Annotated in this window: 10 protein-coding genes; 8 read left to right on the top strand and 2 right to left on the bottom strand. The window is 72.2% G+C overall.

Translation table 11 applies throughout. From position 1 onward, the window contains the following. Positions 1-57: 57 nt before the first annotated feature. A complete protein-coding gene (map, locus tag G3I53_RS06065) occupies positions 58-825 on the bottom strand; it encodes a type I methionyl aminopeptidase (protein WP_164438093.1) in 768 nt (255 codons plus the stop codon). 33 nt (positions 826-858) lie between these two features. Between map and G3I53_RS06060 the strand changes: the two genes are divergently transcribed. The 8 genes from G3I53_RS06060 (at position 859) to G3I53_RS06025 (ending at position 10,509) form a co-directional block, all read left to right on the top strand. Beyond that, positions 859-1,119, top strand: a complete 261-nt coding sequence (locus G3I53_RS06060) for a helix-turn-helix transcriptional regulator (RefSeq protein WP_192232260.1) — start codon at positions 859-861, stop codon at positions 1,117-1,119. 374 nt (positions 1,120-1,493) lie between these two features. Continuing rightward, positions 1,494-2,336, top strand: a complete 843-nt coding sequence (locus tag G3I53_RS06055; RefSeq protein ID WP_164335521.1) for a nitrilase-related carbon-nitrogen hydrolase — start codon at positions 1,494-1,496, stop codon at positions 2,334-2,336. Beyond that, positions 2,333-3,619 carry an aspartate aminotransferase family protein gene (locus G3I53_RS06050; protein ID WP_164335523.1) on the top strand — a complete coding sequence of 429 codons (1,287 nt, stop codon included), beginning with the start codon at positions 2,333-2,335 and terminating at the stop codon, positions 3,617-3,619. The genes G3I53_RS06055 and G3I53_RS06050 overlap by 4 nt, the downstream gene beginning before the upstream one ends. 44 nt (positions 3,620-3,663) lie before the next feature. Beyond that, positions 3,664-5,235, top strand: a complete 1,572-nt coding sequence (locus G3I53_RS06045) for a PucR family transcriptional regulator (protein ID WP_164438092.1) — start codon at positions 3,664-3,666, stop codon at positions 5,233-5,235. Between the two features lie 191 nt (positions 5,236-5,426). Next, positions 5,427-6,269: a nitrilase-related carbon-nitrogen hydrolase gene (locus tag G3I53_RS06040; protein WP_164335974.1), complete on the top strand. Its 843-nt coding sequence runs from the start codon at positions 5,427-5,429 to the stop codon at positions 6,267-6,269. A 118-nt stretch (positions 6,270-6,387) separates the two neighbouring features. Beyond that, positions 6,388-7,788, top strand: a complete 1,401-nt coding sequence (gene hydA / locus G3I53_RS06035) for a dihydropyrimidinase (protein WP_164335972.1) — start codon at positions 6,388-6,390, stop codon at positions 7,786-7,788. 11 nt (positions 7,789-7,799) lie between these two features. Continuing rightward, positions 7,800-8,822 (top strand): TIGR03842 family LLM class F420-dependent oxidoreductase, encoded by a 1,023-nt coding sequence (locus G3I53_RS06030; RefSeq protein ID WP_164335970.1) that lies wholly within the window; start codon positions 7,800-7,802, stop codon positions 8,820-8,822. A gap of 148 nt (positions 8,823-8,970) precedes the next feature. Continuing rightward, positions 8,971-10,509, top strand: coding sequence for an NCS1 family nucleobase:cation symporter-1 (locus G3I53_RS06025; RefSeq protein ID WP_164335968.1), 1,539 nt, complete (start codon positions 8,971-8,973; stop codon positions 10,507-10,509). 22 nt (positions 10,510-10,531) lie between these two features. On the opposite strand, the gene G3I53_RS06020 is transcribed toward G3I53_RS06025, so the two are convergent. Further along, positions 10,532-11,200: a hypothetical protein gene (locus G3I53_RS06020; RefSeq protein ID WP_164335966.1), complete on the bottom strand. Its 669-nt coding sequence runs from the start codon at positions 11,198-11,200 to the stop codon at positions 10,532-10,534. Positions 11,201-11,241: the final 41 nt, after the last annotated feature.

The following is an 11,241-nucleotide window of genomic DNA, read 5'->3' as shown; positions in this document are numbered from 1 at the left end:
GGGGAGATCCGGCGGTTCGTCAGCGTGCCGGGAGGCCCGGCCGGGCGCGGCGGTTCGTCAGCGCGCCGTCAGGATCCGGGGGCCGTCCTCGGTGACCGCCACGGTGTGTTCCGCGTGGGCGGCGCGTGAGCCGTCGTCGGTGCGCAGCGTCCAGCCGTCGGCGTCGGCGCGGTACGTGTCGGTGCCGCCGGCGATCACCATCGGCTCGATCGCGAGGACCAGCCCGGCGCGCAGGCGCATGCCCCGGCCGGGCCGCCCCTCGTTCGGCACCGACGGGTCCTCGTGCATGCGGCGGCCGATGCCGTGCCCGCCGAAGTCCTGCGGGATGCCGTAGCCCGCGCCCCGGCACACCGTGCCGATGGCGTGCGCGATGTCGCCGATGCGGTTGCCGACGACGGCCGCCGCGACACCGGCCGCGAGGGCCCGCTCCGCGGTCCCGATCAGCCGCAGGTCCGCCGGGCGCGGGGTGCCCACGACGAAGCTGAGCGCCGAGTCGCCGGCCCAGCCGCCCAGATGGGCGCCGAAGTCGACGGACACCAGGTCGCCGTCGCGCAGCCGGTATGCGGTCGGGATCCCGTGCACGATCGCGTCGTTGACCGACGTGCACAGGACCGCCGGGAACGGGGTCGGGGCGAAGGACGGCCGGTAGCCCAGGAACGGGGAGTCCGCCCCCGCCGCCCGCAGCGCGTCCCGTGCGACCTCGTCCAGCTCCAGCAGCGACACGCCGACGCCTGCCGCCTTCCGCACGGCCGTCAGCGCGCCCGCCACGACCTGGCCCGTCTCGTACATGGCATCGATCGATGCCGGGGTCTTCAACTCCACCATGCCAATTACTATACCGGTATTAGAATGGGTGGCATGGTGCGCACTCCCTTGACCCCGGAAGAACGCCGACGCGGCGAGCGGCTCGGCCGGCTGCTGCGCGAGGCGCGCGGCGACCGCAGCATGACCGAGGTGGCGACGGGTGCCGGCCTCTCGCCGGAGACCCTCCGCAAGATCGAGACCGGCCGGGCCCCGACCCCCGCGTTCTTCACCGTGGCCGCGCTGGCCGGGGAGCTCGGACTGTCGCTGGACGACCTGCTCCGGCAGTGCCCGCCGGAGCTGCCGCTCGCCGCCTGACCGTCCGGCGGTCCGGCACGTCCGGTGACCGCCGGATGACGTCCCATGGCGTGGACGTGAGACGTCTGGTGTCGCCTGACGGACCTGACGGACCTGACGGACCTCACGGAGCCGAGGGGTGTCGTCGTCCGGCCCGCCGAGGCCGTCGCCCGGGAGGTCCTGTGCCTCGCCGCGGCCGCCTGACCGGCGCCGGGACCGGCCGCGCGCTCCCGCCCGCGGGCCCGGCGACTCACCCACCGGAGTGCGAAACCGCGGGGACTCCCCGGCCCGCAGGACGATGGTCTTGGCAAGGGCGCCCGAGAGGCTTACGTTCGTCCCTCTACGACCGTTTCTACGGGCGTAGAGGCGCTGACGCCGCGTCGAAGGAGCAGCTCATGGCCAACGTCGTACGTGCCGCTCTGGTCCAGGCGACCTGGACCGGCGACACCGAGTCCATGCTGGCGAAACACGAGGAGCACGCCCGGGAGGCGGCCCGGCGGGGCGCGCGGATCATCGGGTTCCAGGAAGTCTTCAACGCCCCCTACTTCTGTCAGGTCCAGGACCCGGAGCACTACCGCTGGGCGGAGCCGGTGCCCGACGGGCCGACCACCCGCCGCATGCGCGAGCTGGCCCGGGAGACCGGCATGGTGATCGTCGTGCCGGTGTTCGAGGTGGAGCAGACGGGCTTCTACTACAACACCGCCGCCGTGATCGACGCCGACGGCACCGTCCTCGGCAAGTACCGCAAGCACCACATCCCGCAGGTCAAGGGCTTCTGGGAGAAGTTCTACTTCAAGCCCGGCAACCTCGGCTGGCCCGTCTTCGACACCGCCGTCGGCAAGGTCGGCGTCTACATCTGCTACGACCGGCACTTCCCCGAGGGCTGGCGCCAGCTCGGCCTGAACGGCGCGCAGCTGGTCTACAACCCCTCGGCCACCCACCGCGGCCTGTCGTCCTACCTGTGGCAGCTGGAACAGCCGGCCGCCGCCGTCGCCAACGAGTACTTCGTCGCCGCCATCAACCGCGTCGGCCAGGAGGAGTACGGGGACAACGACTTCTACGGCACCTCGTACTTCGTCGACCCGCGCGGCCGGTTCGTCGGCGGCGTCGCCAGCGACAGCAAGGAGGAACTCGTGGTCCGCGACCTGGACTTCGGCCTCATCGAGGAGGTGCGGCAGCAGTGGGCCTTCTACCGCGACCGCCGCCCCGACGCCTACCAAGGGCTGGTGCGGCCGTGACCGACGACCTGCTGGGACGCCACCGCTCGGTGCTCCCCGACTGGCTCGCCCTGTACTACGAGGAGCCCATCGAGATCACCCACGGCGAGGGACGCCACGTCTGGGACTCCGACGGCAACCGCTACCTCGACTTCTTCGGCGGCATCCTCACCACCATGACCGCGCACGCCCTGCCCGAGGTGACCAAGGCGGTCGCCGACCAGGCCGGGCGGATCGTGCACTCCTCCACCCTCTACCTCAACCGGCCGATGGTCGAACTCGCCGAACGCATCGCCCAGTTGAGCGGCATCCCGGACGCTCGGGTGTTCTTCACGACCTCCGGCACCGAGGCCAACGACGCGGCCCTGCTGCTCGCCACCACCTACCGGCGCAGCAACACCGTCCTCGCCATGCGCAACAGCTACCACGGCCGCTCCTTCAGCGCCGTCGGTATCACCGGCAACCGCGGCTGGTCGCCGACGTCGATGTCCCCGCTGCAGACGCTGTACGTGCACGGCGGCGTCCGCGGCCGGGGGCCGTTCGCGGCGCTGGACGACTACGACTTCGTCGCCGCCTGCGTCGACGACCTCAAGGACCTCCTCGGCCACACCCGCCCGCCCGCCGCCCTGATCGCCGAACCGATCCAGGGCGTCGGCGGCTTCACCTCCCCGCCCGACGGCCTGTACGCCGCCTTCCGCGAGGTGCTGGACCGGCACGGCATCCTGTGGATCTCCGACGAGGTGCAGACCGGCTGGGGCCGTACCGGGGAGCACTTCTGGGGCTGGCAGGCCCACGGCCGCAGCGGCCCGCCCGACATGCTGACCTTCGCCAAGGGCATCGGCAACGGCATGTCCATCGGCGGCGTCGTCGCCCGCGCCGAGATCATGAACTGCCTGGACGCCAACAGCATCTCCACGTTCGGCGGCACCCAGATCACCATGGCCGCCGGCCTCGCCAACCTCACCTACCACCTCGAACACGACCTCCAGGGCAACGCCCGGCGGGTCGGCGGAATGCTCATCGAACGGCTGCGGGCCGCCGCCGCCCACGTGCCGGCCGTACGGGAGGTGCGCGGACGCGGACTGATGATCGGCATCGAGCTGACCCGGCCCGGCACCGACGAGGCCGACCCGCAGGCCGCGTCCGCCGTGCTGGAGGCGGCCCGCGCCGGGGGACTGCTCATCGGCAAGGGCGGCGGCCACGACACGAGCTGCCTGCGCGTCGCCCCGCCGCTGTCCCTCAACGTCGCCGAGGCCGAGGAGGGCGCCGCGATCCTGGAGGAGGCCCTGCGCAGCCTCCTGTAGCCGGCACACCCGTCACGCGGCCACCGACCGAGGGGACACCCGCCATGACCACCGCCTCGCAGTCCTGGGAAGCACCGGCCCCGGCCCTGTCGGTCCGGCAGGTCCTCGCGCTGGAACGGGTGCTCGCCGGGGAACCCGAGGTGGTGGCCGGGGCGGGCCTGCTGGACCGGCCGGTGCGCTGGGTGCACGTCGCCGAGGCGGCCGACGTGGGGGTGATGCTCAGCGGCGGCGAGATGGTGCTCACCACCGGCGTGCTGCTCGCCGGCGACGAGGACAAGCAGGCCGAGTACGTGCGCTCCATGCACCGCGCCGAGGCGTCCGCCGTGGTCCTGGGACTCGGCCGGGCCTTCCCCTCCCCGCCGGACGTGATGCGCCGAGTCGCCGAACGCTGCGGCCTGCCGCTCGTGGTGCTCCACCGGCCCTCCCCGTTCGCCCAGCTGACCGAGGAGGTGCAGTCCCGGCTGGTGCGGCGCAAGTTCGCCGCCGTCAGCCTCTCCGAGGCCGTCCGCACCGAACTCACCGCGCTGATCACCGCCGGCGCGCCCCTGCAACGCCTGCTCGACGAGGTCGCCCGGCACAGCGGCTGCCCCGTCGTCGTCGCCAACCTCGCCCACCGCGTCCTGGGCACCGCGGGCGAACGCCCGGCCGTCGACGACGTGCTGCGCGACTGGGAACGCGTCGCCCGCCAGGCCGGCGGCGGCGAGGGCGACGGCTGGATCCGCGCCGAACTCGGCGGGCGCGGGGAGCGGTGGGGCCGGATCGTGCTGTGCGGCTACCGCGGCGACACCGCCACCGGGCGCCTGCTCGCCGACCGGGCCGCCGAGGCACTCGTCCTGCACCGCATGCTCGGCGGCACCACCGACTGCTCCTGGGAGGAACAGTCCGCGCAGAGCCTGCTCACCGACCTGGTCAGCGGCGTCGTACCGGCCCGGCAGCTGCTGCCCCGGGCCCGCGCGGCCGGGCTGCCGGTCAACCGGCGCACCTTCGTGCCGCTCGTCGTGCGCGGCCTCACCCCCTCCGGGCTCGACCGGGTGCTGCGCCTGCTGGGGCTGTCCGGGATCGTCGCCGAACTGACCGACGGCACCAGCGCGGTGCTGCTCAGTCTCGCCCGCGACCAGGACGCCGACGCGCTCACCGCCCACTTCGCGGCCCGGCTGCGCACCGAGGGCCCGGCCCCGGCCGTGGTGGCGGCGGCCGGGGCGCGCACCGCCTTCGACGACGTCCCCGCCGGGCTGCGCGAGGCCCGGCACGTCGCGGACGCCGTCGCCGGGTCCACCGCGGCGCTGGACCTGCCCGCCGTGGTCCGGCTCCGGGACGTGCACCTGCGCGGCCTCGTCCGGCTGCTGCGCGACGACCCGGAGGTGCAGTCGTTCGCGGAGCGGGAGCTGGACGGCCTGCTGGCGGAACCGGACGAGGACCTGCTGTCGGTGCTGCGGACCTACCTCGCCACCGGCCGCAACAAGTCCCGCACCGCCCAGCTGCACCACGTGTCCCGGCCCGCGCTCTACCGGCGCCTGGAGGCGATACAGGCCCGCCTCGGGGTGGACCTCGACGACTTCGAGCAGGCCGCCTCGGTGCACATCGCGCTCCTCGCGCACGACGCGCAACAGCAGTGACCGGCCCGGTCGACGGAGACACGGCGACGACGGCGGCAACGGCAATTACGGCGGCAACGGCGGTGGAACCATGGGCATTCGGGAAGATGACACGGTGACACGCCGCGCCCCCGCAGACGTGACACGGTGCAACTCACCGCGCACCGCCCGCGTTCCTAGGCTCACCGGACACCGAGCGACCGGAGGTCCCGATGAGCCCAGTGATCCGTGCCGCCGTCTTCCAGACCGCCTGGACCGGCGACAAGGAGTCGATGATCCAGGTCCACGAGCAGGCCGCCCGCGACGCCGCCGCCCAGGGCGCGTCCGTGCTGTGCTTCCAGGAGCTGTTCTACGGGCCCTACTTCTGCCAGGTCCAGGACCCCGCGTTCTACGAGTACGCCGAGCGCATCCCCGACGGCCCGATCGTCAAGCGCTTCCAGGCCCTCGCCAGGGAACTCGGCCTCGTCCTCGTCCTGCCCATGTACGAGGAGGAACAGCCGGGCGTGCTGTACAATACCGCGGCGGTCATCGACGCCGACGGCTCCTACCTCGGCAAGTACCGCAAGCACCACATCCCGCAGGTCAAGGGCTTCTGGGAGAAGTTCTACTTCCGCCCGGGCAACGGCGGCTGGCCCGTGTTCGACACCAAGGCGGGCCGCATCGCCGTCTACATCTGCTACGACCGCCACTTCCCCGAGGGCTGGCGGGCGCTCGGACTCGCCGGCGCGGAGATCGTGTTCAACCCCTCCGCCACCTCCCGCGGCCTGTCCGCCTATCTGTGGCAGCTGGAGCAGCCGGCCTCGGCCGTCGCCAACGAGTACTTCGTGGGCGCGATCAACCGGGTCGGGGTGGAGGAACTCGGCGACAACGACTTCTACGGGACGTCGTACTTCGCCGACCCCGAGGGGCAGTTCGTGGGGGAGGTGGCGAGCGACAAGGAGACCGAACTCGTCGTCCGCGACCTGGACATGGCCAAGCTGCGCGAGGTCCGCGACCGCTGGCAGTTCTACCGCGACCGCCGCCCGGACGCCTACCCCCCGCTCACCGCGCCCTGACCGTCCCGGTACCCGGCGCCCGCGCACGCGACGCCACCCGTGCGCGGGCGCCGGGGACCGCGCCGCCGGCCCCCGGCGGCCCGCACCGTCCGACCACGACCCAGCGGAGCGTGCACGCATGAGCCGTACCGTCATCCGGGGTGGACTCGTCATCACCGCCTCGGACGAGATCCACGCCGACGTCCTGATCGAGGACGGCCGCATCGCCGCCCTCGCCGCCACCGGCACCCCGGCCGCCGAGGCGTTCACCGCCGACCACGCCCTCGACGCCACCGGGAAGTACGTGCTCCCGGGCGGGGTGGACGCCCACACCCACATGGAGCTGCCGTTCGGCGGCACCTTCGCCTCCGACACCTTCGAGACCGGCACCCGGGCCGCTGCCTGGGGCGGCACCACCACGATCGTCGACTTCGCGGTGCAGAGCGTCGGCCGCTCCCTGCGCGAGGGCCTCGACGCCTGGCACGCCAAGGCCGAGGGCAACTGCGCCGTCGACTACGGCTTCCACATGATCGTCTCCGACGTGAACGACGACACGCTCAAGGAGATGGATCTCCTGGTGGACGAAGGGGTCACCAGCTTCAAGCAGTTCATGGCCTACCCGGGCGTCTTCTACAGCGACGACGGGCAGATCCTGCGCGCCATGCAGCGCTCCGCCGACAACGGCGGCCTGATCATGATGCACGCCGAGAACGGCATCGCCATCGACGTCCTGGTGCAGCAGGCCCTGGCCCGCGGCGAGACAGACCCCCGCCACCACGGCGAGGTCCGCAAGGCGCTGCTGGAGGCCGAGGCCACCCACCGCGCCATCCGGCTCGCCCAGGTCGCCGGCGCCCCGCTGTACGTGGTGCACGTCTCGGCGGCCGAGGCGGTCGCCGAACTGACCCGGGCCCGCGACGACGGACTGAACGTCTTCGGCGAGACCTGCCCGCAGTACCTGTTCCTGTCCACCGACAACCTCGCCGAACCGGACTTCGAGGGCGCCAAGTACGTGTGCAGCACCCCGCTGCGGCCCAGGGAGCACCAGGCGTCCCTGTGGCGGGGCCTGCGCGGCAACGACCTCCAGGTGGTCTCCACCGACCACTGCCCCTTCTGCTTCGTGGGCCAGAAGGAACTCGGCCGCGGCGACTTCTCCAAGATCCCCAACGGGCTGCCGGGCGTGGAACACCGCATGGACCTGCTGCACCAGGCCGTGGTCGACGGGCACATCTCCCGCCGCCGCTGGATCGAGATCGCCTGCGCCGCCCCGGCCCGGATGTTCGGCCTGTACCCGAAGAAGGGCACCCTCGCCCCGGGCGCCGACGCCGACGTCGTCATCTACGACCCGCACGCCGAGCAGGTGCTGTCCGCCGAGACGCACCACATGAACGTCGACTACTCGGCGTACGAAGGCAAACGCGTCACCGGCCGCGTCGAGACGGTCCTCTCGCGCGGGGTGCCCGTCATCACCGAGCGGGAGTACACCGGGCGCGCCGGGCACGGCGCCTACACCCCGCGTTCCACCTGTCAGTACCTCACCTAGGAGTGGTGCGCATGGACTTCGGACTCGTCCTGCAGACCGACCCGCCGGCCTCGCGGGTCGTCGACCTGATGCAGCGCGCCGAGCGCAACGGCTTCACCCACGGCTGGACCTTCGACTCGGCCGTGCTGTGGCAGGAACCCTTCGTCATCTACAGCCGGATCCTCGCGAACACCACGACCCTGACGGTCGGCCCCATGGTCACCAACCCCGGCACCCGCACCTGGGAGGTGACCGCCTCCACGTTCGCCACCCTCAACGACATGTACGGCAACCGCACCGTCTGCGGCATCGGCCGCGGCGACTCCGCGATGCGCGTCGCCGGACGCACCCCCAACACGCTGGCCCGGATCAGCGACGCCATGAAGGTGATCCGCACCCTCGCGAGCGGCGGCGAGGCCGACCTCGGCGGCGGCACCGTCGTCCGCTTCCCCTGGATCGGCCCGGACGCCCGCCTGCCGGTGTGGATGGCCGCCTACGGACCCAAGGCGCTGCGCATGGCCGGCGAGGAGGCCGACGGGTTCATCCTGCAGCTCGCCGACCTGTACCTCACCGAGTACATGGTCAAGGCGGTCAAGGACGCGGCCGTCGCCGCCGGCCGGGACCCCGCCGAGGTCACCGTCTGCGTTGCCGCCCCGGCCTACGTCACCGCCGACGACTCGCCGGAGGCGCTCGCCCACGCCCGCGAGCAGTGCCGCTGGTTCGGCGGCATGGTCGGCAACCACGTCGCCGACCTGGTCTCGAAGTACGGCGCCGACGGCAGCGTCGTCCCGCACGAACTCACCGACTACATCAAGTCCCGCCAGGGCTACGACTACTCTCACCACGGACGCAGCGACAACCCGGACACGCGGTTCGTGCCCGACGAGATCGTCGACCGGTTCTGCCTGATCGGCCCGGTCGAGAAGCACATCGAGAAGCTGAAGGCCCTGCGCGCGCTCGGCGTCGACCACTTCGCCGTCTACGACATGCACGACGCGCAGGAGGCCGTGATCGACGCCTACGGCAAGCGGATCATCCCGGCCCTCGCCGGCTGACCGGCACCGCCGGCCTCCGGCCACCCCACGCGTCTCCCCCTTCCCGCAGCCCGGGGAAGGGGGCCGCCGGGACGCTCCCGGCCCCACCCCCCATCGGCGCGCACCCGCACGGCCCTGTCCCGTCCCGCCTCATCCGAGGGGCCCGCCCATGACCGACACCGCTCCCATCGCCATACCCGCCCCGTCCCAGGTCACCCTCGCCGACGGGCGGGTGGAGCTCGCCCCGGACGCCACCGCCCCGAGCGGCCGCTACGCCAACGCCGACCTGCTGCCGGTACCGGTCCGGCGCCGCACCTGGACCACGTACAACTTCTCCGCGCTGTGGGTCGGCATGGCCCACAACACCGCCTCCTGGACGCTGGCCTCCGGGCTCATCGCGGTGGGCATGGACTGGAAGCAGGCGGTGTTCACCATCGCCCTGGCCAACGTCATCGTGCTGGTCCCGATGCTGCTCACCGGGCACGCCGGCCCCAAGTACGGCATCCCCTTCCCGGTGTTCGCGCGCGCCTCCTTCGGCATCCGCGGCGCCAACCTCCCCGCCGTCGTACGGGCGTTGGTGGCGTGCGGCTGGTTCGGCATCCAGACCTGGATCGGCGGCGAGGCCATCTACTTCCTCGCCGGCAAACTGATCGGCGACGGCTGGACGAACGCGGCGACGCTCGGCGGCTACGCCTGGACCATGTGGCTGTCCTTCGCGATCTTCTGGGCGATCCAGGTCGCCATCATCTACCGGGGCATGGAGACCATCCGCCGCTTCGAGAACTGGGCGGCGCCCTTCGTGCTCGTCGGCGCCTTCGTGATGCTGTGGTGGATGAGCGACAAGGCGGGCGGCTTCGGCCCGCTGCTCGACCAGCCCTCCCGGCTCGGCTGGGGCGCGGACTTCTGGACCCTGTTCGCCCCGGCCCTCATGGGCATGATCGGCTTCTGGTCCACCCTGTCCCTGAACATCCCCGACTTCACCCGCTACGGCAAGAGCCAGAAGGCGCAGACCTGGGGCCAGGCCCTGGGACTGCCCACCACCATGACGCTGTTCGCGTTCCTGTCCGTCATGGTCACCTCCGGCAGCCAGGCCGTCTACGGCGAGGCCATCTGGGACCCGGTGCAGCTCGCCGCCAAGACCGACAGCACCGTCGGCCTGCTCTTCGCGCTGGTCACCGTGCTGGTGGCGACCCTGTCCGTGAACATCGCGGCGAACCTGGTCTCACCCGCCTTCGACTTCTCCAACGTCGCCCCGCGTAAGGTCAGTTTCCGCGCGGGCGCGCTGATCACCTGCGTGCTGGCGGTGCTGATCTTCCCGTGGAAGCTGTACTCCGACCCGCAGGGCTACATCTTCACCTGGCTCGGCCTGGTCGGCGGCCTGCTCGGCACCGTCGCGGGCATCCTCATCGCCGACTACTGGCTGCTGCGCCGCGCCCGGCTCGACCTCGTCGACCTGTACCGCACGGGCGGCCGCTACTGGTACGAGGGCGGCTGGAACTGGCGGGCGGTGGCCGCCTTCGCGGTGGGCGGGGTCCTCGCCGTCGGCGGCGCCGACTTCGACCCCCTCATCGACGGGCGCCCCCTGCCGGCGCTCGCACCCCTGGCCGACTACGGCTGGGCGGTCGGCCTGGGCACGTCGATGGTGCTGTACCTGGTGCTGATGACGGCCACCGGCCGCGGCCGGGAGGGCGTGCGGCGCGAGGGGTGAACGGCCGGGACGGCGCCCGGGGTCAGCCCTTGGCGCCGTTCTGCAGCGCGGCCACCGCTTCCTTGGCGGCCTTGATGGCACCCTTGTTGATCTCGTCGGTGGACGGGGCCTTCTTCGACTCGAAGTCACTGCCGTTGTACGTGACGACGACCAGTGCGTTGGAGGTGCGGGCCAGCACCACGCCCTCCCGGGTCTGCTGCTTGTCCTCGGTGGTCAGGTTCACCACGGAGTACGCCTCGTCACCGAGCCCGGGAACCTCGCCGCCGCCGCTCTTCTCCTCCACCCGCGACCCGTAACTGCGCTCCGCCGCCTCGTCGGAGGCCAGCACCTCGAACGACACGTCGAGCCACCTGTACTCGTAGCCCTTGAGCGCGTTCCAGGAACAGGTGCGGCGCAGCTTGGAGTCGGTCGACGCGATCTCCTTGCCGGCCGTCTTCGCCCCCGGCACGAGGGACTTGACGCTCTTGGCGGCCAGCGCCCCGCAGGGCGCGGGCGCGGCGGTGTACGTCTTCGACTCCTGCGTCGTCGACGGGCCGGGAGCGGACTGGGTCTCCGTCTTCTCGACCGGCTTGTTCTCGGCAGCCTGCGGCGCCGCCAGGGGACCGGACGACAGCGCCCAGCCGGCCGCGGCGAGGACGACCACCGGCGACAGACGTGCGGTGAGGGCGAGCGGCAGAGGCAAGGAACGCACGGCGCACTTCTCGTGGGGGACGGTGCGGAGCAGGTCCGCAC

Origin of the sequence: Streptomyces sp. SID14436 (assembly GCF_010548465.1) — a bacterium.
In the GTDB taxonomy this organism is placed as follows: domain Bacteria; phylum Actinomycetota; class Actinomycetes; order Streptomycetales; family Streptomycetaceae; genus Streptomyces.
The sequence above is the reverse complement of the archived record's forward strand: the minus strand, read 5'-3'. Positions and strand labels throughout refer to the sequence as shown.

What these genes read in the sequence shown, in the direction of transcription:
- G3I53_RS06025 (WP_164335968.1), top strand. Translation starts at nt 8,971, where the DNA reads ATGACCGACACCGCTCCCATCGCCATACCCGCCCCGTCCCAGGTCACC.
- G3I53_RS06040 (WP_164335974.1), top strand. Translation starts at nt 5,427, where the DNA reads ATGAGCCCAGTGATCCGTGCCGCCGTCTTCCAGACCGCCTGGACCGGC.
- hydA (WP_164335972.1), top strand. Translation starts at nt 6,388, where the DNA reads ATGAGCCGTACCGTCATCCGGGGTGGACTCGTCATCACCGCCTCGGAC.
- G3I53_RS06055 (WP_164335521.1), top strand. Translation starts at nt 1,494, where the DNA reads ATGGCCAACGTCGTACGTGCCGCTCTGGTCCAGGCGACCTGGACCGGC.
- G3I53_RS06045 (WP_164438092.1), top strand. Translation starts at nt 3,664, where the DNA reads ATGACCACCGCCTCGCAGTCCTGGGAAGCACCGGCCCCGGCCCTGTCG.
- G3I53_RS06030 (WP_164335970.1), top strand. Translation starts at nt 7,800, where the DNA reads ATGGACTTCGGACTCGTCCTGCAGACCGACCCGCCGGCCTCGCGGGTC.
- map (WP_164438093.1), bottom strand. Translation starts at nt 825, where the DNA reads ATGGTGGAGTTGAAGACCCCGGCATCGATCGATGCCATGTACGAGACG.
- G3I53_RS06060 (WP_192232260.1), top strand. Translation starts at nt 859, where the DNA reads ATGGTGCGCACTCCCTTGACCCCGGAAGAACGCCGACGCGGCGAGCGG.